Here is a 19504-nt window from a genome sequence, read left to right as displayed (position 1 = left end):
TTCTCCTTCAGGTTTTCTAGAGCTTTTCGGGTTCAGTCCCTCGACAAGCTCGGCTCTGCGGCCGAGTTACTTTTTTCGCATGAGTTGGATTTGCACATCACGCAGACGCCAAGCCCGCACATCACGGCGCAGGGTGCCACGGCCAGGATCAGCGGCGCGGCTCCGATGGCCGTCACCCAGCCCCAATTCAAGTAAAGCCCGGCGCCAATGATCGCCATTGACGCAAGAATCAGACTTCGCCGTCCCAATTGCGGCCGCCACGGACGTGCCTCCGGCGTTTCGGTGTAAGGTGATGTTTCGGACATTGGCTATTCACTCCTTTCGTTGATGATGGTCTGGATTTGGGCCATGACTTCATGGCTGTCCCATTCGGCCGGCCCCACAAGTCGTCCGCGCTCGAAACCGTTGCGATCGATCAAGATCGTGGTGGGAAGGCCCAGTACACCGAATGCCAGCATCGCCCTTGTGCTGTCGGCGAGGTACATTCCCAGATGGCGAATGCCGATTTCCTCGTAGAAGCGGCGCACCACCTTCATTCCCGCGCGGTCGATGGACAGTGGCAGGACATGGAAATCGTCCCCGCCCAGCTTTTCCTGCAAAGCGTCGAGCGTTGGCATCTCTTCACGACAGGGAACACACCAGGTTGCCCAGATGTTCAGCAGAACGACCCTGCCCCGGAAATCCGCCAGCGTGAGATCGCGGCCTTTTCCATCGACGAAAGGTGGCGACAGCATCTCCCGCGGCTTTTCGTGAAGCGGCATTAATGGTCTGGCTTGAACCGGCCCCGCGACGCCGAGCGCCGCCATACCAGCCAATAACTCGCGTCGTTTCATGATCCGGCTCCTTCCTGAAGGCGCCGCACCACGGGAAGGATGTCTTCCTCCAGGGAACGACGGTCAAAGGGGCCGATATGCTTGTAGGCAATTCGGCCCTCGGCATCGATCACGAAGGTCTCGGGCAGGCCGTAAACGCCCCAATCGATGGAGACGCGCCCGTTCCGGTCGGCGCCGATGCGGGTGTAAGGGTCACCAAGCTCATCAAGAAAGCCCAAGGCTTCTTCGGGACGATCCTTGTAGTTGATGCCGTATATTGCGACCTCGTCCCTGGCAGCCAACTCGTTCAGGAGGGGCATCTCTACCCGGCACGGCACGCACCAGGACGCCCAGACGTTCACGATGGACACCTGCCCTTTCAGGTCGGCGGTCGACAGACCGTCGGCTCGTCCCTCTATCGGCGGCAGGTCGAACTCGGGCACCGCCTTGCCGATAAGTGGTGAGGGTAGAGTGTCGTCACCATTGAACAGCCCCCAATAAAAACCCGCGCCGATGAGGGCGAAGATCGCGACTGGCATCATAGTTAGTAGCCGACCCTTCCGGCGGCGGGGTTCCTCGGTCACGCTCATAAATCACCTTTGTCGTTGGCAGATACTTCCGCCTGGAATTCGCGCTGTCGATCCGGCCAGGTGCTTTTGATGTAAGAGAGAACATCGGCAATCTCGTCGTCGGTCAGAATGCCATCGTACGCCGGCATGTCGCTTTCGTAGCCGGGCACGACGGCGCCGACGCCGCCTTTGGTCACAATAAAGAGGTTCCGGTCCGAATGGTGCCAGGTATGGCCGGTTTCGTCATGTGGCGGCGCGGGCATGCGCCCATTGTCCAGACGCCGCCGCCAATCGGGCTGTCCTTCCAGATCGGCACCGTGACAGGATGCGCAATTCTCAGCATAGAGCGTCTGCCCTGCCGCGATGTCGGCTACAGTCACGGGGTCGCCAAGGAAGGTCAATCCGTCCACCGAAGCTTCGTCGCTTTCCGACTGCGCGAGGACGGCAACACCGATCGCGGTCAATGTGGCAACAGCGGCACCGATTGTTGCGGCCCGCCTCATGTCGCACTCCTGAGGTATTTCACGAGTGCGACGATGCTGAGCAGCAGAACCGCGGCGACGAGCAGGAGCAAAAGCCCTCCACCGAACATCATCACCCCCATCATCGGGCCGGTCATCATATCCATGCAGTTACTCATCGGAGTAAACGGTGATCCCGCCCTCGCCGAACGCATAGGTCTTGAGCGTACCGGTCTTTACGCGTGCCATTCCTGGCGCGTTCGAAGGCATGCCCGGCAAAGTAATGCCGGTGATGTCGGGCTTCTCCGTGACCAGCCTTTCCAGGATCTCCGAGGGTACCAATCCACTGACATAATAGCCTTCGATCTCGGCCAGATGACAGCCGAGCCCCTGCTCGGGAACGCCGACTTCGATTGAGCGCTTATCAAAATCCCGATCGTCGATGCGTGTCACCTGATAGCCGTTCTCTTCCAGATAATCGGCGTAGCTGTCGCAGCAACCGCAGCCCGGATCGCGCCAGATCGTGATCTGCTTCGTTCCGTCTGACACGTCGGTACTTGCGGGACCGGTCGCGTCTTCGGTGCTTTGTGCCGAAGTCAGCGTCGTGAAAGTGAAGGTTCCGCCGACGCCAAGTGCAGCAAGCGAAGCCAGGACATATCTTCTGTTCATGGGGTTCTCCATCATGCGACCGCGAGCGCGGCCCAGGTAGCGCCGCCATCGCGGCTGAGGTTCAGGGTGCCGTTGAGGAGGGCGGCTATGTGATTTTCGTCCCTTGGGTGAAGCGCGATGGCCCTCCCCTGCCCTTCTGCCTTGTGCGTCCAGACCACGCCGCCGTCCTGCGACGCCCAGACCCCCGAGGGCAGTGCCGCGTAAAGCTTAGACGGTGCCGTCAGGGCACTGGCCAGCGACAGGACCGGTTCGTCCGCCGGCAGGGGTGCCTCGGCAGGCGGTGCGTCGCCCGCCGCCAGAGCGTCCATCGCATTGCCCGGCTGAACGTCCTGCCAGCGGCAGAAACAGTCCGGAACGCGGGTCAGGCCCTTCTCGGTTCCCGCATAGATCCATATGCCGCCCATTCCGGTATCGAGATCGACCGATACCAGCGTCAGCGGGTCGCGCTCGGCCGCGTCGAGCCAGGGCCGGTCCATGGCCAGGGCCCAGGTTGCGCCTGCATCCTCGCTCTTCCAGAGGCCGTCGCCGCGGATCGCGGCATAGATCATGTCGGGGTTTCCGGCGGCCACAGCCAGCGCCGTGACCTCACCGGAGGCAAGCCCGTCGCTTCGGGTAGTCCATGACGATCCGCCATCGCCGGACACGGCCACCCCTCCCCGCGCCAGTCCGGCAAGGAGACGTCCGGGACGCGCAGGATGCGTGGCGATCGAGGAGACCGGGGAAGGTGTCGGTCTCTCTTGCCAGCTGCGACCGCCGTCGAGGCTGGCCCTCAGTGTTGCGCCTGCGATCAGCAGCGTGTCGCCGTCGAAGGCGAGCGTTCGAATATCGGCCGCCCGGTCGGCCGCGCGCACCGCGCCGGGCAATACGAGCACTGCGGCTGCACCCATACCCAGTGCCAGGAAGTGGCGTCTGTCCGGCTCAAAATTCAAGGTACTGTTTGTCATATCTTGTCCTCCTCCGGAGCTCATGCGACGCGGATCACGCCCATCATTCCCGCAGCCTGGTGTTCGAGAATGTGGCAGTGGAACATCCAGTCGCCGAGGTTGTCGGCGACGAAGGCGATCTCGACCCGTTCGCGGGGCGCCATGAGCACCGTGTCCTGCCATTCCCGATGCGGCGTCGGCGCACCGTTTCGGCTGATTACGCGGAATGAGTGGCCGTGCAGATGAATCGGGTGATCAAAAGCGGTCGCGTTGGTCATTTCCAGAATGTGACTTGCGTCGCGTTTAAGCGTCAGGAACGGGTCGAGCACATGCCCCTCGGCGGCTTTTCCGTTGACGAACCAGATGCCGCGTCCGTCATGCATCATGCCCATCATCCCGCCGCCCATCATGCCGCCACGCCGCTCCAGGCCCATCTCCCGCTCCACCATCATGCCCATCATCCCGCCGGTGAACGTCACCTCATGACGCTGCGCAGAACTCAGGTCTGGTTCCGGAATGGGGTTGGCGGGCAATGCGATCGGCCAGTCGGGTGTGGCCTCGCGCAGGGCGGTATCAGCGTAGGTGAAATCGAGGACTCGAAAATCGTTCCCGCGATAGGCACGGTCTACAAGCTGGGCTTGCGCGCCGGGCTCACCGATGCAATCCAGGATTACGTCGGCGCGCATTGCGGGTCCAAGAACGACAAGACCGCCCGGCGGGTCATGTGGCGTGACGGGTTGGCCGTCGAGTGCGATGATGCGCGGTGTATGGTCCCCGAAATCGAGCGCGAAGATCCGGGCATTCGCGGCGTTAATCAGGCGGAGGCGGATCCGCTCCCCTGATGCCACCTCGAATGTCTCCGGCACAAGACCGTTGATCGTCACGGTGTTGCCGAGGCGGCCCGCGTGACTCACGTCATGGGCATTGCCGAAATCGTCAGAAATCGATGCGTCGTCGGTCAGTCGCCAGTCGTCCAGCACCCAGGTAACTTCGCGGTCGACACGAGGGGGATTGGCCTCCTCGACGATAAGGGGACCGTAGAGACCGCGCCCGACCTGCTCGAAGCTGCGCTGATGTGGGTGATACCAGAAGGTGCCGGCATCGACTGCATCGAATTCATAGACGAACTTGTCGCCCGGGGCGATCGGCACCTGTGTAAGGTGCGGCACCCCGTCCATTGCGTTCGGAAGCCGGATACCATGCCAATGCACGGTGGTTTCCTCTGCAAGGTCGTTGGTAACCTCGACCTGCAGGCGTTCGCCTTGCCGGATGCGGATCTCCGGGCCCGGTACCTTGCCGTTGTAGCACCAGGCCGCGGTGTCGGAATGTGGCTCAGGAACAATCCTTGTTCTTCCCTGTGCGGCCCGGAGCGAGAATTTCTGGGTGGCGGCTTCCGCCGCCCCCGGACAAGGCAGAGTGGTGGACATGACACCCGCGAGCGACGACGCGACAAAGGCGCGGCGCGTCACGGTAGGTTTGCATTTCAAAGACATCGGTCTGGGGCTCTCTGATAATTCGGTCCTCCGCCGGAGCCAAAGCGGCAACTGCGGTTGGGGAATACCTGCAACGCGGAGCGGCATTGCTCCGGCGTCACGGCATGACACTGCGGCCGCGAAACCGCGGCGCGTGTCAGATCAGAGAAGGATTTTTGGAGGCTGTTTGGCAGGTGGGCTGGTCAGACCGCGAAGATCCCGCGCGATCGGCAGTCCATGAGCGCTCGAAACTGCAAGTGGACCAAGTTCCGCCGACGCTTCCACGACCGCGGCGGCGGCCGCTGAGTTGCAGACAAAATCACATGCGACGCCCAAGGTTCCCGCCGTATCGTCATCACATGCCTCGCAGCCGACACCTGCCATTTCAACTCCGGCTGCGATCATTTCCGATGCCATCCTGGCCGAACCGGCCGCATGCGCAACCGAACTTGCCGCGAAGGCGGCAAGGACGGCTATCATGATGAGGCGGGCGACGAAGTGCATATGACTAATTTACCAGTGTTCAGTAGGTTGTTCCAGCGGGATATTTTTGCGTCTCCGCGAGGTCGGAACCCGTCAGGTCATCCATTATCGGGCAGTCAGGACGATCATCGCCATGACAGCGAACGACAAGATTGCGAAGCGTCGCGCTCAGCGCCTGCAACTCCTCGATTTTTTGGTCCACCCGTGCGAGGTGACTTTGGGCGATCGCCTTGACGTCGGCGCTGGACCGTTCGCGATCCTCGTATAATGACAACAGCGTGCGACATTCCTCGATGCTGAAACCCAACGACCGCGCCCGGCCAAGAAACGCCAGCTTGTGCAGATCCTGAACAGCGAAATCGCGGTACCCGTTTTCGCGCCGCGACGGTTGCACGAGTCCGATATCCTCGTAATACCGGATTGTTTTTGCGGGCAAACCGCTCTTCTCTGAGACATTTCCGATATTCATGGCTGACAATCCTCTTATCAGGACCAGATATAGGGCTTCCACTTACTGGAAGGTCAAGGGAGGTTGATCATTTTCCTTGGATCGTCGGCTCACGCATGTCTCGCGCGCAGAATACGTCGCTTCTACACCCTTTAAAATAACTGCGAGTCAGACGATGGCCTGTCCCAAAACCTTCAACGAGTGCAATGCTGCCGTTCTTTCCTGACAGGTTGAAGGTGGTGAGAGCGAACCTGACAATGCTACCGACGACATTATGTGCGCAGGTATTTCACCAACGCCACGATCGCGAGAATCAGCACCACAACGACAAGAAGCCACACGACCCCCATTCCAAGCATCATTCCGCCACCCATCATGCCACCATCCATCATCACTCAATTCCTTCCATTTGGTTCTGTTAAGATTTTAGCTAAAGCATTGTCATCGAAATTCAATTTCCAGCGCTGGAAGATTGGTAGTTTCCGTCCGCAGTAGAACTGGTTGAAAATTTGCGGGTCATCTATTGACCTTCCAGTTACTAGAAGCATTACGTGGAATGTCGGCAACCTTGCGAAGGGACCTGACATGGACACTGCAAATACAGAGACGCGCGAAGAGATAGATCCCGTCTGCGGGATGAAGGTCGATCACGCGACGGCCAAACACCGATCAACTCACGCGGGCGAAGAGTTTCTGTTCTGCTCGTCACGATGCAAGGGCAAGTTCGACGCCGAGCCCGAGACATATCTGGGCGCAGGGAAGGCCCCGGAGCCGATGCCTGAGGGCACGATTTTCACCTGCCCGATGCATCCCGAGATCGAGCAGGTCGGACCGGGTGATTGCCCGATCTGCGGGATGGCTTTGGAACCCAAGGGCGTGCCCACAGGTGACGAAGGCCCAAATCCTGAACTCGTCGATTTCACCCGCAGATTCTGGATCGGTGCAGTCTTGACGGTTCCGGTTCTTATCCTGGCCATGGGAGGCTTTGTCGGCCTGCCAGTACGGTCCTGGATTGGCGAAGGCGTGGCGCATTGGCTTGAACTGGTCCTGGCGACCCCGGTCATCCTCTGGTCGGGTTGGCCGTTTCTGGTGCGAGGTTGGAAGAGCTTCCGCACCATGAACCTCAACATGTTCAGCCTGATCGCGATGGGCGTCTCTGCCGCCTGGGTATTCAGCACCGTAGCTGTGTTGGCCCCGGGCCTGTTCCCGAGCGGATTTCGCGACGCGGACGGCAATGTCGGCGTCTACTTCGAAGCTGGGGCAGTGATTGTCGTGCTGGTTCTGCTTGGTCAAATTCTGGAGCTGCGCGCACGTGAGCGAACCGGCTCCGCCATCCGGGCCTTGCTTGACCTCGCGGCCAAGAGCGCCCGAATTATCCGTGCCGATGGAAGTGAGGAAGAAGTGGCGCTTGAGGATGTGCAGATCGGCGATCACATCCGCGTACGACCGGGCGAGAAGGTGCCGGTGGATGGCGAAGTGATCAACGGGCGGTCCTCTGTCGACGAGTCGATGCTCACCGGTGAACCCGTGCCTGTCGAAAAGGTGACAGGCGACGCCGTTACCGGCGCTACGATCAACGGCACTGGCAGTATTATCATCGAAGCGAAACGCGTCGGCGAGGACACAATGCTCGCGCAGATCGTCGAGATGGTGGCAGCCGCACAAAGGTCGCGCGCACCGATCCAGAAGCTCGCCGACGCAGTGGCAGGGTATTTCGTGCCGGCCGTGATCGCCGTGGCCATCGTTGCATTCATTGCCTGGTCGATCTGGGGGCCCACCCCTGCCCTCGCCTATGGGCTCGTTTCCGCCATCGCCGTGCTCATCATCGCTTGTCCCTGTGCGCTCGGGCTCGCGACACCGATGTCGATCATGACGGCGACCGGACGGGGCGCTCAGGCGGGCGTCCTCATCAAGAATGCCGAAGCTCTGGAAGCGTTCGAGAAGGTCGACACCCTGATCGTCGACAAGACCGGCACATTGACCATGGGCAAGCCGGAGCTTGCCGCCGTCCTTCCCGAGGACGGCCATGACGAAGCCGAAGTTCTACGGCTGGCCGCCAGCCTTGAACGCGGATCCGAGCACCCACTGGCCGAGGCCATTGTTCGCGGTGCCGAGGCCCGCAAGATAGACCTTGCCAAAGCAAAGGACTTTGAGGCGGTCACCGGCATGGGTGTTAGGGGGAGCGTGGACGGCAAGTCCGTCGCTCTCGGGAACGCTCGGATGCTGGGCGAACTTGGTATCGACGCGCCTGCCGCGACCGAAGTTGCCAACGCCCGCCGCGACGAAGGTGAAACGGTGATGTTCATCATCATCGACGGGCACGTCGCCGGCCTTGTCAGTGTCGCCGATCCGGTCAAGGAAACGACGCCCGCCGCATTGAAGGCGCTACACGAACTGGGCTTCCGGATTGTCATGGCGACAGGTGACAACGAACGCACGGCGCGTGCCGTCGCGTCACGGCTGGGCATCGATGATGTCCGGGCCGATGTTTTGCCCGAAGACAAGGCGCGCATCATCCGCGAGCTTCAGGCCGAGGGTCGCAAGGTCGCGATGGCTGGCGACGGCGTAAATGACGCGCCTGCCCTGGCGCAGGCGGACGTCGGGATCGCAATGGGAACCGGTGCAGATGTGGCGATTGAGAGTGCGGGCTTCACGCTGTTGAAGGGCGATTTGAATGGACTTGTCCGAGCGCGGCGTCTTTCGCTGGCGACGATGCGAAACATCCGGCAGAACCTCTTCTTCGCGATGATCTACAATACGGCCGGCGTTCCGATCGCGGCGGGGATCCTGTATCCATTCTTCGGGCTGTTGATCTCTCCGATGTTTGCGGCCGCTGCGATGAGCCTCTCGTCGGTCTCGGTCATTGGTAATGCGCTCAGGTTGCGGACGGTCCGGTTATGACCTGCATCAAGCTCCGGGGTCCAATAATCCATCGCGCAGATACAGCGCTCTCCTGTCGATTGACCAAGTGTTCTGCAAAATCGTAGGCGACGCCGACCGGGACGGCCAAAATCCGTCGTTCCGCACGGCCCATCAACGATACCTGCCCTCGCGCTCCGTGATGGCCGCGATAGCCCACGCGCCAATCCCGATCACCGCACCCAGCCACTTCCAGCCTTGGCCGCCAAGATCCACAAAGCCATACCCGTAGGCCAACACAACCAACGCCATGACCAGGAAAAACGGCCCGGTCCAGAAGCAATGCCGCCGTTTGCACCGGCGGGCATTCCACAGACAGGCCGTCCCCATCCAGATCAGGGCGCCGACCCAAATCCAGGTCTTGATCGGATGCGGGATACCGATCGCCAAGATCATCGCTGCAATGGGCAGACCCCAAGCGATCAACGCACCGGGAAGTGTCGACAGAAGATCGGTCCTTTCCTTCAGCACCATGGCATTACCCCGCGCAGCAGCTGAGTTTGGCCACATCCTTGTCGAAAGTCTGGGCCGCAAGTTTCAGCCCTTCAACCGTGGTCAGATATGGGAAAATCGTTTCGCCGAGGGCCTTGGAGGTCATGCCGAACTTGAGCGCCATTGCCAGCGTCTGGATCGTGTCCGAGCCTTCGGGCGCCACGATCTGGCCGCCCAGCAGGCGGTCGGTCTTGGCGTCGGCCACCAGCTTGATCACGCCGCGGGTGTTGCGGGCCGCGGCGGCGCGCGGGACGTTGTCGAGCGTGATCACGCTGATCTTGACCTCGTGCCCCGCCGCCTTGGCCCCAGCCTCTGAAACGCCGACACCGGCCACTTGCGGGTCGGTGAACACGACCCATGGCATCGCCGCATTCTCATAGCGCATTGGCTCCAGTCCAAGGGCATTGTTGATTGCCACCTTGGCACCGTAGGCGGCCATGTAGACGAACTGGTCACGGTCGGTGACATCGCCCGCCGCCCAGACGCCGGCCCGCGTCGTGGCCATGTCAGGACCGACCTTGATCGAGCCGCGCGCGTCGGTCTCTATCCCGAGGTCTTCCAACCCGAGGTTCTCGGAATTGGCCACCCGTCCGGTGGTCACAACCAGCCGTTCGGCGGACAAAACCTCGGTCTTTCCATCGCGTTCGACAGTCAGAATGACGCCGCCCGCAGCTTTCGCGGCCGAGACGTAAGCAAGACCGGTCTCGACCGCGATGCCTTCGGTCTTCAGCGCTTGCGTCAGCGCCTGGGCCACCTCCGGCTCGGCGCCGGGCAGAAGGCGCGAGCGGGTCACAAGCGTGACTTTCACCCCCAGCCTTGAGGCCATCTGCGCCAACTCGCAGCCGATATAGCCGCCGCCCAGCACAATGATGCTTTCGGGCCGGTCGGGCAGGGTCAGCAGACCGGTGGAATCGAGGGTCTCCACGGTGTCGATGCCTTTGATGGCAGGTTGATGGGGGCGCGAGCCGGTGGCGATCAGGATGCGCGGGGCGGATATCACCCGCCCGCCGACAGCGACGCCACCCTCGACCAATCGCGCCGGGCCGTCCTCGATATAGGTGACGTTCTCATAGGCGGGCAGCAGGTCGATATATTTCTTGTGCCGCATCTCCGCGACCAGATCGGTCGTGCCTTTCACAACGGCTGGCCAATCCACCGCATGTTCGCAGGACGCAATGCCCGGGAACCGGGCAGCGGACGCGCCACCATGGGCCGCCTCTGCGGCGCGGATCATCGCCTTGGACGGAACGCAGCCGACGTTCACGCAGGTGCCGCCGATGGTGCCGTGCCCGACAAGCGCCACCCGCTTTCCGGCTTCAGCTGCAGTGATCGAAGCCGAGAACCCGGCAGAGCCCGCACCGACGACGATCAGGTCATAACTGTCGGCGCCGACATCCTTCGAAGAGCAGCAATCATGTTCCTTGACGGTTTGATCCATTTTCATTTCCTTTACTTGAACCGGGCGCCACCATCTTGGCGGCGGTCAAATTTCAATTCACACCATCGACCCGATGTCGGAGGCGTAACTGGGATAAGCGAAAATCATCGCCTTGATCTGATTTGCGGTCTGCCCGGCACCCATGGCCATGGCGAAAAGATTGATCTGCTCCTCGGCTCCTGGTCCGATCAGGTGCGCGCCGAGTATTTGCCCGCTGCCCCGTTCGACAAGAACCTTGAATCCGGTGTGTTTCGCGCCGACGCGCAGCGACGAATACCAGCCCTCCGTCTTCTCGAAATGCACATCGAACTTCAGCCCCTGCTCCCTGGCCGCCGCTTCCGACAAGCCCACGGTAGCAACCATGGGCAGGGTGAAGACCACTGACGGGATCGGCGGATACTTGATCTCCCGCGCGTCCTTGCCGCCCAGAATGTTCTTCCCCGCGATGCGTCCCTCTGCCGCCGAGACCGGGGTCAGATTCAACCCGCTATCAGCGCAGTCGCCGGCCGCGAAAATGGCCGGGTTGGTGGCGCGCATCGCGTCGCTCACCTTGATGCCACGGCGTGAGTATTCGACTCCAGCGGCCTCGAGGTTCAGCCCGTCTATGTTGGGCACGCGGCCGGTGCCATGCACCACCAGATCGCAAGTGATCGTTTCGGTGCCGTCGTGACGTTCCACGGTGACCACGACTTCGTCGCCCTGTTTCTCGATCTTCGCCACCTTCGCTTTGGTGCGCAGATCGACGCCCAGCTCTGCGGTCGCCTCGACCAGCATCGCGACCAGATCGGGATCAAAGTTGCCCAGGGGGCGGTCCATCATCTCCAGCACGGTCACCTCGCGCGCGCCCGCGCGCTTGGCCACATGGGCGAATTCCATCGCGATGAACCCGCCGCCGACAAAGGCGATGCGGTCGGGACGCTCGGGCAGTTCCAGGAAATCGGTCGAGGTGGCGAGATACTCCTCGCCCGGGATGTTCAGCGTCATCGGTCGGGCACCGGTGGCGATGTGGAAATGCTTCGCCCTCAGGGTCTCGCCGTTCAACTCGATCGCATCGGGGCCGGTAAACCGTACCTCTCCGTGCAAGACGTCGATCCCGGCCTTTTCCAGCCCGGCCTCGATGCGCGGTGGCATCGCGTCGGTGAAGCTGCGCTTGAAGGCGATCATGTCGGACCAGTTGACCGAAGGCTGCGCCTCCAGCCCCTTGCCCTTCATGTTTTCCGCCCACTCGACGCCCTCGGTGACGGCGATCAGCATCTTCTTGGGATCGCAACCGCGCAGGGCGCAGGTGCCGCCATGGGGCTCGCTGTCGATGCTGGCGACGCTCCAGCCGGCATTCGCCGCCATCCGGGCGACGCCATTGCCACCGGTTCCACCGCCGATCACGATAAGGTCGTAGCTCTTCGTCATAAGGTTTTTCTCTTCAATGCTTTGTCTGAGGCGCTATTTGGATGGATGTCAGCCCAGTTTCCCTCAGGACGCCGAGCCGCGCGCGTTCTTGCGCCAGAGCGCGTAAATGGTCAGCAGGATAAAGATGCCCAGTGCCGGAAACAGCACGAGGTCGAGATATCCGACGACGGCGGCCAGGCCGACCGCGCCGAAGAGGATCACCAAAATGGGCGTAAAGCAGCAGAGCGCCACAATGATGGTGCCGATGATGCCCACTTTCAAAAGGCCGTTCGAAGATGTGTCGTCTGAAGGCATCGTAATTTGTTTCCTCATGTCTGGTGCATCAATTGCGTGGTGCCACCGGATCCGGGATCGACCCGAACAGCCCAAAGACCTGTGCCGGTGCGTTGCTCTACTCGGCCGCGAAATCGGCCGGGCGGTGGATACTCTCACCGGCGGCCCGGGTTTTGGTGCAAGTCTCATCCGGTGCGCCATCGACACCTGCTGATCCCCTGCGCCTGATCTCGCGAACAACCAGCGCCGCGCCAATTGCCGCGACGACAGCGGCTATTCCGCCGAGCCCCATCAACCACCCGCCAATCCCGCCGAGAATGGTGGCTAGGATGACGCCACCGCCGCCGCAGCAGATCACCATGATCGGCGCGGCAATGATGAAGGCCAGAAGCCCGCCCAAATGTTTGTCATCCATGGCCATACCCGTCCTTCCGTGCTCAGGACTCCCCCGCCTGGAGCACCTCGGCCGGATAGCCATTGGCCAGAACCGCCTCGATGATCATGTCTGGGTTGGCCGCCTGATCGTCGAAGGCCACGACGTAAGTGCCCGTGCCAAACTCCTCGCCTTCCTGGAAGTCGACGATTTCGACCGTGGGCACGCCGCGCATCGCCGCCGCGACGGTGAACGAGCAGGTCGGGCATGTCAGTTCGGCGACACCGACATTGATGCGCTGTTCTTCGGCACTGGCGGGCATTGCGGCCAGAATGCCGAGAGTTGCGAGTGCGAGAGAGAGATGTTTCATCGGTTACGCCTTTCAGTAGGACAGGATGTAGGGGGTCAGGTAGGGGAAGATCATCGCCACGGCGACGATCCCGCTGGCAATCCAGAGAATGGACCGCATGAGTGTTCGGTTCATCGGTCGCGCGCAGGTGCCATCAACGCAGGCTTCGGCCGGGATCGGGCTATACGCCTTGTAAAAGCCGTATCCGATGAAAGCGGCACTCAGTGCGAAGGTGATCCACTTATATTGATAGAACGCGCCCAACTGGGCGATGAACACGCCGGTGACGCCGAAGCTCACCAGCACCAGCGGCAGGATGCAACAGGAGGTCATGGCCAGCGCGCCGAGTACGCCGAGCCCGGTTGTCGCCCATGCCTTTTTGTCAGCTGCCGGGGTTTCGCCCATTGCCGACTGGCGGCCGGCGGATGTGGTTTCAGTCATGGTTCGAATCATCCTTGCCTCAGTGATGATCTCAATCTAGGGTCTGTAGCTGGTACAGGCTCAAGGGGGTTTGGTGTGAATAATCATCACAGATCGGTGAAGGTCCTCAGGCGCGGAGATCTGGCCAAGCTGACCGGCTGCAATCTCGAAACTATTCGCTACTACGAGAACATCGGCGTCATGCCCGAGCCGCCGCGCTCCAGCAAAAATTATCGCGTCTACGATGACAGACATGTCGCGCGTCTGCGCTTCATCATGCGCGCGCGCGAGTTGGGGTTCACGCTCGACGAGGTTCGCGATCTGCTCGCATTGGTCGATGGCGGGGCCCAGACCTGCGGCGAGGTGCAGGGTCTGGCAAATGCGCATCTCGCTTCAGTCCGCGCCAAGATCGCGGATCTCAAGCGCATTGAGCACGTCCTGTCGTCCACCGTGGCGCAATGTAGCGGAGACGATGTGCCCGAATGCCCCGTCATAGATGCGCTGAGGGAGGAGGCCTAAAAGGTTTCTTGAGGAAATCCGCGGCAATCAAACCGGACAGTCCTTGGCTTCCGCGCTAGGAACACCGTGACCAATATCGCGGGCAGCGAAGAAACCGCGCTCTGAGGTGCCCCTAGTTTCCTAGACATCCGCTTCCACGAATCAGGCCGTAGCCGGCCAAGCTGATCAACTCGGACAGGTGCAGGCACAGAGTTACCGCAAGATTTATCGCTCGATCCGGCACCGCGGCTTCGAGGTGCTCGCGCCTCTCCTGAAGGTCGCGTATTTTACTGGAAACTGAATGGCTGAAATCCCGCTTGGGCATGTTCTTGTTCGCATTTAGGCAAATTCTAATTTGCTGTCCGCCACATTCGAAACTTTCCCTGCCCTGTTACCTCACGGACCAATCCCCTTTCTTCCATCCAGGTCAGGTTCCGCTGGACCGCCGCTCGGCTAGTGCCGGTCAGGGCCTCGGCCATCGGTGCGGAGAGGAGCGGCCATTCGGTCAGCACGGCACGCAAAGCCGGTGGAGTTTTGCCTGAGAGCGAGCTCATCTCTGCTTCTGTCCTCGCTGACCATGTCTCGATATAGTCCAAGTGCCGCATCGCGGTCAGGCAGGCAGTCTCCATCCCATCCAGCCAGCGAGCAAGACGCTCCGGTGGTAAGCCCGACGCGCGCAACCCCCCTGCCCCACCCATAGCTAGTGGTGCAAAGTTCGCTCCCTTTCCGTCGCTGGCCGTGATCCTTGCCGCGGTAACGGCTGCTTCGATCTGGTCGCCTTGTTGCCCGAGACCCGCCAAGCTCCAGAGGTGAAACCCCATGCAAGCCCGCGTGATCGGGTGTAGATGAACAGCTGATTTCATCACCTCCAGCCATCCGCCCGCGCGCTCCTCTAGCCGCTCGGTGGCATCCTCGATGTTCTCGGGATCGCGGCGGTCCAGAAAGGCCGCCAGATCGACCATTGGACCCGGACCACCCATCAGGCGGCGAACAGCCCAGCCAACTCTTGCCAAGGCATTCGGGTCATCCTGTGCGCCAGACAATCGCATTGATATCCAAAGAGCGAGGCGGTCAGAACTCACCCGATCCCCTGCAAGCCAGCTGAGGTCTGCCGCCTCGATCAGTGCCAGTCTGTGTCGCCAGCCATCCGGGCCACGCAGCAAGCGGTCATCCAGCGCACCCAGGCGTCCAGCCACCTTTGCCAGCCGCGCAGCCTGAGCCGCTTCCGCCTTTGCCCAGTCGTCGATGACAGCAATGTCGGACGGTTCTGCCCGTGGCCCGGGCGGCAAATCATCCGGTTCTTCTTCGAGCGGCCCCGGCAGGAACCAGAGGTCGTCCTCGTGAGCCCCCACATCCCCCTCGGTGGTGATGAGGGGGTCGTCAAAATCATCAGGAAAAGTAGATGCTTGCGGCTTCATATGTGCAAAATATCTATATTATGCACATTACCCAAGCGATTTTGTGGCAGTTGCCCGCGCTCTTTATATAGTACGGACGCGCGACTGTCGGCGGAACCTCTCAGATCGCGCTCAGTGCAAGAAAACCAAGGGATTGTGCACCAGCACGACAAGAGATCACTTGCTTGCATTCGTTTTCAAACGGTCGTTTAGTAACGGCATATGAAATTGCAATCGGCCCCGTTTTCATGCCCCTGATAGGCTATGCCCGCGTTTCCACGGAGGATCAGACCCCCCTGCCCCAGTCCGAGGCGCTGCAATCTGCGGGCTGTGCCGAGATCTTTGAAGAGCACGCCTCAGGCGGCAATCGCGCGCGTCCTGTACTCGCGCGTTTGCTCGAACGCGTCCAGAGCGGCGATACGCTGGTCGTTGTGCGGATCGACCGGCTTGCGCGATCCCTGTCGCATCTGCTGGAGGTGATCGAACGTCTGGAGGCCAAGGGAGCTTTCTTCCGCTCGCTGCAGGATCCAATCGACACCGCCTCCCCTCAAGGAAAATTCACATTGCAGGTTCTGGGCGCCGCGGCCGAGTTCGAGCGCGCGCTGATACGTGAGCGCACAAAGGCCGGGCTTGCCTCTGCGCGCGCCAAAGGGCGCGTTGGTGGCAATCCTGGGCTTCGCACCAAAGATCCCGCCGCGCTGCGCAAGGTGCGGCTGGCACGACAGGACGGCTACATGGAGCGCCTGAACGAAACCGCGCAGGATTGGGTGCCCCACGTGCGACGCCTACGGCCGGATATGGCCTGGGAAGATGTTTTGCGAATCATTAATGGCCCCCTGCCCCACGACCGGCACTGGACCCAAAGCCGCCTACTCCGTGCTGTGAAAGCCTATGTCCGCGACGGGTTTCTACCAGATGAAGTGCTTGGCCGCGCCGGACGCCGCGAAACCGATGACCGCCTGCCAGCTATCGTGGCTGCCATCAAAGGCTCGGACCCCGAAATCACACTGCAGGCGATCTGCGACCGGCTAGAATCGATGCGTGAGCGCACCCCTCGAGGCCGTACTAGCTGGCAGCCGTCTTCGGTCAAAATGCTGCTTGAGCGTGCGGAAAAGTTGGGGCTCCTGTGAACACGACACTTGTGGGGTCTGTTCCGGCTGGGGGCAGAATGACACCTTAAGGTCGGATGTCATCGATTTTTCCACCTGTATTCGCCCGTGAGCAGGATATGTGCCCATCCAAGCGGCGAGATATGCGCCAGAAGCTCTGGTGAACAGTCGAGACCTGCGCGGTTTCGGGCGGAGACTGCGTGGCCGAGGTGCTTGGTGTTCCAATAGATGATGATCGTGGCCAGCAGGTTGAGACCTGCCATGCGGTAGTGTTGGCCCTCGGCGGTTCTATCGCGGATTTCGCCCTGACGGCCAATGCGCAGGGCGTTTTTCAAGGCGTGGTGCGCCTCCCCCTTATTCAGACCAACATTGGCACGTCGCTGCATATCGGCATCGAGCAGCCAGTCGATGATGAACAGCGTGCGCTCTATTCGCCCGATTTCCCGGAGCGCTAGGGCGAGTTCATGCTGACGCGGATAGGACGCGAACTTTTTCAGCAACTGACTGGGCGGCATAATGCCTGCCGCCATCGTGGCGACAGCGCGGAAGATGTCGGGCCAATTCTCGACGATCAGTTTTTCTCTGACCTTGCTGCCGACCTGGCCACGCAATTCCTTTGGCGCATTGGCTGGATCGAAGAGATACAGCCGCTTCGAGGGCAGATCGCGTATACGGGGAATGAACCGATATGACAGCAGCGCGGTGACGGCGAAGACGTGATCCGTAAAGCCACCAGTGTCGGCGTACTGTTCTTTGATTTTCCGACCGACCTCGTTCATCAGCAATCCATCCAAGATATAGGGAGCCTCGTTCACGGTCGCCGGGATGTTTTGGGTCGCGAACGGCCCAAACTGGTCGGAGACATGGGTATATGCTTTCAGCCCTGGCTCGGAACCATATTTGGCGTTGATGAGGTTCATCGCCTCTCCCTGACGCGTGGTCGGGAAGAATTGCCCGTCGCTGGATGCGGTAATGCCACTGCCCCAGTACCGCGCCATCGGCAATTCCGACTGTGCAGCGATCACCATGGCGAGAGCACGGTTGATGGCGTCGCTTTCGATATGCCAACGCGACAGGCGAGAAAGTTGGAAATAGTCGTGCGAACTTGTCGCCTCGGCCATCTTGCTAAGGCCAAGATTCAGCCCCTCGGCCAACAGCACGTTCAGCAGCCCGATGCGATCCCTGCAGGGAACGCCGGTGCGCAAATGGGTGAAGGCTTCGGTAAATCCGATATCGTCATCCACTTCCTGCAGCAGATCAGTGATCCGAACCGCAGGCATGCGGCCATAGAGATCGAGTACCATGGCATCAGCCTCGTCAGGCACGGCCCCGGTCAGTCGATCTTTTTTTAGGATGCCATTTTCAATGGACCCACCCGGGATAGCGCCTGTTCTCGCGGCTTTAGCCAACCTCGCTAGCCCTTCGTGCAGCCGTGCCTTTCGGTCGGCCAGCCAGGTTTCCGGCTCGAATGGCATGGTCAGGCGAGGTGTTGTTTGGGCAGCCTCCATCGGCACAAGCGCCTGTTTCAAGTCGGCATAACGCCGGGAATGCGGGAGCCAGATGTCACCGGATCGGAACGCTTCGCGGATTTGGAACAGCACAGCGACCTCCCAAAGCCGGTTGTCATCGGGCTCCTGGGCATTGAGGTGGCGATGCCATTTCGAATTTCGACGCAGGAAAGCAGTCTGGCGGGGCGCACTGGCCTGATCTTCGGCGATGATCTTGGCCGCTTTTATCAATGGTGCGGCCACGGGGGCATTCTGGATATCTAGCGCACGCAGCATGCGGGGCGCGTACCGCCGGAACCGGTGATATCCATGAATGACATGCGCCAGGGCATCGGCGGCCATTGTATCGGTCAACTCGGCGGCTGTTGACACCATGCTTTCGAGACGTGTCCAGCCGCAGGCGGTCTCTGTTGCATCATCAAGAGATGCACCGTCGCCTTTGGCTTCCAGCAGGGCAGCTCCAAGGTCTTTAAATGAACGTAATGTCTCCTGCAGCGATGATCTGGCATCCGCGATCCGCGCATCGCACAGTTTCTTGGCATCCCGCCAGGTTTTGCCGACGATCCGGTCATGGGTCTCGATCATAGCGTCAGTGATAGCGGCGGCCCACTCGATAGCGCATACAGCGAGGATCGCCAAACGCCGGTCGCTTGTGATGTCGCGCAGGCCATCTGCGAAGTACCTTTCACCCTGGCGGCGCAGGCGCGTGACCCGGTGGGGCGGAACATCCCCCAGGATTCCGGGCAGCACTGCCAATGCCTGCAGGAATTCCAATCTGTCCAGGAGCCGGGACGCCCCCGCCGAGTTGTTGCCCACCTCGAACTGGCGCAACCAGACGAACCGGCTGATCTTGCCATCGACGATCTCGGTCAGAAGTGCGTCCAGCGGTTCCTTCGTTTGGTCATCAAGCCTGGCGGCAATCCGGGTTTCTATTCTGCGCTCCGCCGCGACAAGCGCGTCGGCGCACAAACGCTCGATGACCGTGACGCCTGGCAGGATCGTCTGCGTCCGGCGGCATTCCTCGACAAACCTGCGCGCCAGGTCGTCGTTGGACCGGGCCGATTCGGCCTCTTTCTCAAGCCAAGCCTTGAGGCACCGTGCGCCCTGGCCCGAGAACATCTTGAAGCCGTAAATCTGGCGAATGGCGTGCAAATGTTGCTGACGAGTCTGACGCCGCGCGGCATAGGGCAAGATATCGTCGCCGGTCAGGCCAAGCTGCGTCGCGATGAAGCGCAGAACCTTTTCCGGGATGACCTCGTCAGACGAGAGAAGGCGTCCGGGATATCGCAACGCACAGAGCTGCAAGGCAAAGCCGATCCTGTTTTCTGATCGCCTTCGGTCGTTGATATGCTCAAGGTCATCATCGGCGAGGGTGTAGTGGTGCAGCATCGACGCGTCGTCGGTGGGCAAATCGAAAAGCGCCGAACGCTGGCGCTCGGTCAGGATGGATCGTCTTGGCATGGGATTGTCCTCAAAATGGTGTT

General features: G+C 61.0%; 22 protein-coding genes. 3 read left to right on the top strand and 19 right to left on the bottom strand.

The genetic code is table 11. The annotated features are described in order from the left end of the window. Positions 1 to 32: 32 nt before the first annotated feature. From AAFO92_RS15185 to cueR, 10 genes are all read right to left on the bottom strand, one after another. The gene (locus tag AAFO92_RS15185; protein WP_074920681.1) at positions 33 to 305 is read right to left on the bottom strand and encodes a hypothetical protein; all 273 of its coding nucleotides are present in this window, start codon (positions 303 to 305) and stop codon (positions 33 to 35) included. Between the two features lie 3 nt (positions 306 to 308). Continuing rightward, entirely contained in the window at positions 309 to 833 is a 525-nt protein-coding gene (locus AAFO92_RS15180; protein WP_085818085.1) for a TlpA disulfide reductase family protein, read from the bottom strand. Beyond that, complete coding sequence (locus AAFO92_RS15175) at positions 830 to 1402, bottom strand: DsbE family thiol:disulfide interchange protein (protein WP_176236609.1); 573 nt, start codon at positions 1400 to 1402, stop codon at positions 830 to 832. The genes AAFO92_RS15180 and AAFO92_RS15175 overlap by 4 nt, the downstream gene beginning before the upstream one ends. Further along, entirely contained in the window at positions 1399 to 1884 is a 486-nt protein-coding gene (locus tag AAFO92_RS15170) for a cytochrome c (RefSeq protein ID WP_085818084.1), read from the bottom strand. Before AAFO92_RS15170 ends, AAFO92_RS15175 begins: the two co-directional genes overlap by 4 nt. Continuing rightward, positions 1881 to 2009: a hypothetical protein gene (locus AAFO92_RS15165; protein ID WP_254903793.1), complete on the bottom strand. Its 129-nt coding sequence runs from the start codon at positions 2007 to 2009 to the stop codon at positions 1881 to 1883. Before AAFO92_RS15165 ends, AAFO92_RS15170 begins: the two co-directional genes overlap by 4 nt. 4 nt (positions 2010 to 2013) lie before the next feature. Then, positions 2014 to 2511, bottom strand: a complete 498-nt coding sequence (locus AAFO92_RS15160; protein ID WP_093743767.1) for a DUF411 domain-containing protein — start codon at positions 2509 to 2511, stop codon at positions 2014 to 2016. Positions 2512 to 2522: 11 nt separating this feature from the next. Further along, positions 2523 to 3455, bottom strand: a complete 933-nt coding sequence (locus tag AAFO92_RS15155) for a sialidase family protein (protein WP_245962845.1) — start codon at positions 3453 to 3455, stop codon at positions 2523 to 2525. Between the two features lie 20 nt (positions 3456 to 3475). After that, on the bottom strand, positions 3476 to 4927 hold the full coding sequence (locus tag AAFO92_RS15150; RefSeq protein ID WP_347536520.1) for a multicopper oxidase family protein: 1452 nt from the start codon (positions 4925 to 4927) through the stop codon (positions 3476 to 3478). Positions 4928 to 5068: 141 nt separating this feature from the next. Continuing rightward, positions 5069 to 5410 carry a hypothetical protein gene (locus AAFO92_RS15145; protein ID WP_347536518.1) on the bottom strand — a complete coding sequence of 114 codons (342 nt, stop codon included), beginning with the start codon at positions 5408 to 5410 and terminating at the stop codon, positions 5069 to 5071. A gap of 19 nt (positions 5411 to 5429) precedes the next feature. Continuing rightward, on the bottom strand, positions 5430 to 5858 hold the full coding sequence (gene cueR, locus AAFO92_RS15140) for a Cu(I)-responsive transcriptional regulator (protein ID WP_347536516.1): 429 nt from the start codon (positions 5856 to 5858) through the stop codon (positions 5430 to 5432). A gap of 564 nt (positions 5859 to 6422) precedes the next feature. Here cueR and AAFO92_RS15135 point away from each other — a divergent pair. Next, entirely contained in the window at positions 6423 to 8738 is a 2316-nt protein-coding gene (locus tag AAFO92_RS15135) for a heavy metal translocating P-type ATPase (protein ID WP_347536515.1), read from the top strand. A gap of 132 nt (positions 8739 to 8870) precedes the next feature. Here AAFO92_RS15135 and AAFO92_RS15130 read toward each other — a convergent pair whose 3' ends face one another. The 7 genes from AAFO92_RS15130 to AAFO92_RS15100 all read right to left on the bottom strand — a co-directional run bounded on the left by AAFO92_RS15130 (position 8871) and on the right by AAFO92_RS15100 (position 13529). After that, positions 8871 to 9230: a hypothetical protein gene (locus tag AAFO92_RS15130; protein WP_008335971.1), complete on the bottom strand. Its 360-nt coding sequence runs from the start codon at positions 9228 to 9230 to the stop codon at positions 8871 to 8873. Positions 9231 to 9234: 4 nt separating this feature from the next. After that, positions 9235 to 10686: a mercury(II) reductase gene (merA, locus tag AAFO92_RS15125; protein WP_009807474.1), complete on the bottom strand. Its 1452-nt coding sequence runs from the start codon at positions 10684 to 10686 to the stop codon at positions 9235 to 9237. Positions 10687 to 10743: 57 nt separating this feature from the next. Beyond that, entirely contained in the window at positions 10744 to 12093 is a 1350-nt protein-coding gene (locus tag AAFO92_RS15120; RefSeq protein WP_008335974.1) for an NAD(P)/FAD-dependent oxidoreductase, read from the bottom strand. Positions 12094 to 12156: 63 nt separating this feature from the next. Beyond that, positions 12157 to 12387: a mercury resistance system transport protein MerF gene (gene merF / locus AAFO92_RS15115; protein WP_050759304.1), complete on the bottom strand. Its 231-nt coding sequence runs from the start codon at positions 12385 to 12387 to the stop codon at positions 12157 to 12159. Positions 12388 to 12484: 97 nt separating this feature from the next. Beyond that, positions 12485 to 12781 (bottom strand): hypothetical protein, encoded by a 297-nt coding sequence (locus AAFO92_RS15110; RefSeq protein WP_222481190.1) that lies wholly within the window; start codon positions 12779 to 12781, stop codon positions 12485 to 12487. A 22-nt stretch (positions 12782 to 12803) separates the two neighbouring features. After that, positions 12804 to 13109 carry a hypothetical protein gene (locus AAFO92_RS15105; protein ID WP_009807473.1) on the bottom strand — a complete coding sequence of 102 codons (306 nt, stop codon included), beginning with the start codon at positions 13107 to 13109 and terminating at the stop codon, positions 12804 to 12806. A gap of 12 nt (positions 13110 to 13121) precedes the next feature. Continuing rightward, a complete protein-coding gene (locus tag AAFO92_RS15100; protein WP_176244179.1) occupies positions 13122 to 13529 on the bottom strand; it encodes a mercuric transporter MerT family protein in 408 nt (135 codons plus the stop codon). Between the two features lie 96 nt (positions 13530 to 13625). Here AAFO92_RS15100 and AAFO92_RS15095 point away from each other — a divergent pair, with 96 nt between their 5' ends. Next, positions 13626 to 14027, top strand: a complete 402-nt coding sequence (locus AAFO92_RS15095; protein WP_008335980.1) for a helix-turn-helix domain-containing protein — start codon at positions 13626 to 13628, stop codon at positions 14025 to 14027. Between the two features lie 329 nt (positions 14028 to 14356). On the opposite strand, the gene AAFO92_RS15090 is transcribed toward AAFO92_RS15095, so the two are convergent. Then, a complete protein-coding gene (locus AAFO92_RS15090; protein ID WP_008335981.1) occupies positions 14357 to 15424 on the bottom strand; it encodes a hypothetical protein in 1068 nt (355 codons plus the stop codon). Between the two features lie 227 nt (positions 15425 to 15651). On the opposite strand from AAFO92_RS15090, the gene AAFO92_RS15085 reads away from it, so the two are divergent. Further along, the gene (locus AAFO92_RS15085; RefSeq protein WP_132446245.1) at positions 15652 to 16533 is read left to right on the top strand and encodes a recombinase family protein; all 882 of its coding nucleotides are present in this window, start codon (positions 15652 to 15654) and stop codon (positions 16531 to 16533) included. Between the two features lie 59 nt (positions 16534 to 16592). On the opposite strand, the gene AAFO92_RS15080 is transcribed toward AAFO92_RS15085, so the two are convergent. Then, positions 16593 to 19481 (bottom strand): Tn3 family transposase, encoded by a 2889-nt coding sequence (locus AAFO92_RS15080; RefSeq protein ID WP_347536510.1) that lies wholly within the window; start codon positions 19479 to 19481, stop codon positions 16593 to 16595. Positions 19482 to 19504 lie beyond the last annotated feature (23 nt).

The organism is Roseovarius sp. CAU 1744, from assembly GCF_039839345.1.
In the GTDB taxonomy this organism is placed as follows: domain Bacteria; phylum Pseudomonadota; class Alphaproteobacteria; order Rhodobacterales; family Rhodobacteraceae; genus Roseovarius.
The sequence above is the reverse complement of the archived record's forward strand: the minus strand, read 5'-3'. Positions and strand labels throughout refer to the sequence as shown.

Excerpts from the sequence above, each read along its gene's own strand:
- AAFO92_RS15185 (WP_074920681.1), bottom strand. The coding sequence starts at position 305 with ATGTCCGAAACATCACCTTACACCGAAACGCCGGAGGCACGTCCGTGG.
- AAFO92_RS15180 (WP_085818085.1), bottom strand. The coding sequence starts at position 833 with ATGAAACGACGCGAGTTATTGGCTGGTATGGCGGCGCTCGGCGTCGCG.
- AAFO92_RS15175 (WP_176236609.1), bottom strand. The coding sequence starts at position 1,402 with ATGAGCGTGACCGAGGAACCCCGCCGCCGGAAGGGTCGGCTACTAACT.
- AAFO92_RS15170 (WP_085818084.1), bottom strand. The coding sequence starts at position 1,884 with ATGAGGCGGGCCGCAACAATCGGTGCCGCTGTTGCCACATTGACCGCG.
- AAFO92_RS15165 (WP_254903793.1), bottom strand. The coding sequence starts at position 2,009 with ATGGATATGATGACCGGCCCGATGATGGGGGTGATGATGTTCGGTGGA.
- AAFO92_RS15160 (WP_093743767.1), bottom strand. The coding sequence starts at position 2,511 with ATGAACAGAAGATATGTCCTGGCTTCGCTTGCTGCACTTGGCGTCGGC.
- AAFO92_RS15155 (WP_245962845.1), bottom strand. The coding sequence starts at position 3,455 with ATGACAAACAGTACCTTGAATTTTGAGCCGGACAGACGCCACTTCCTG.
- AAFO92_RS15150 (WP_347536520.1), bottom strand. The coding sequence starts at position 4,927 with ATGTCTTTGAAATGCAAACCTACCGTGACGCGCCGCGCCTTTGTCGCG.
- AAFO92_RS15145 (WP_347536518.1), bottom strand. The coding sequence starts at position 5,410 with ATGCACTTCGTCGCCCGCCTCATCATGATAGCCGTCCTTGCCGCCTTC.
- cueR (WP_347536516.1), bottom strand. The coding sequence starts at position 5,858 with ATGAATATCGGAAATGTCTCAGAGAAGAGCGGTTTGCCCGCAAAAACA.
- AAFO92_RS15135 (WP_347536515.1), top strand. The coding sequence starts at position 6,423 with ATGGACACTGCAAATACAGAGACGCGCGAAGAGATAGATCCCGTCTGC.
- AAFO92_RS15130 (WP_008335971.1), bottom strand. The coding sequence starts at position 9,230 with ATGGTGCTGAAGGAAAGGACCGATCTTCTGTCGACACTTCCCGGTGCG.
- merA (WP_009807474.1), bottom strand. The coding sequence starts at position 10,686 with ATGGATCAAACCGTCAAGGAACATGATTGCTGCTCTTCGAAGGATGTC.
- AAFO92_RS15120 (WP_008335974.1), bottom strand. The coding sequence starts at position 12,093 with ATGACGAAGAGCTACGACCTTATCGTGATCGGCGGTGGAACCGGTGGC.
- merF (WP_050759304.1), bottom strand. The coding sequence starts at position 12,387 with ATGCCTTCAGACGACACATCTTCGAACGGCCTTTTGAAAGTGGGCATC.
- AAFO92_RS15110 (WP_222481190.1), bottom strand. The coding sequence starts at position 12,781 with ATGGATGACAAACATTTGGGCGGGCTTCTGGCCTTCATCATTGCCGCG.
- AAFO92_RS15105 (WP_009807473.1), bottom strand. The coding sequence starts at position 13,109 with ATGAAACATCTCTCTCTCGCACTCGCAACTCTCGGCATTCTGGCCGCA.
- AAFO92_RS15100 (WP_176244179.1), bottom strand. The coding sequence starts at position 13,529 with ATGACTGAAACCACATCCGCCGGCCGCCAGTCGGCAATGGGCGAAACC.
- AAFO92_RS15090 (WP_008335981.1), bottom strand. The coding sequence starts at position 15,424 with ATGAAGCCGCAAGCATCTACTTTTCCTGATGATTTTGACGACCCCCTC.
- AAFO92_RS15085 (WP_132446245.1), top strand. The coding sequence starts at position 15,652 with ATGCCCCTGATAGGCTATGCCCGCGTTTCCACGGAGGATCAGACCCCC.
- AAFO92_RS15080 (WP_347536510.1), bottom strand. The coding sequence starts at position 19,481 with ATGCCAAGACGATCCATCCTGACCGAGCGCCAGCGTTCGGCGCTTTTC.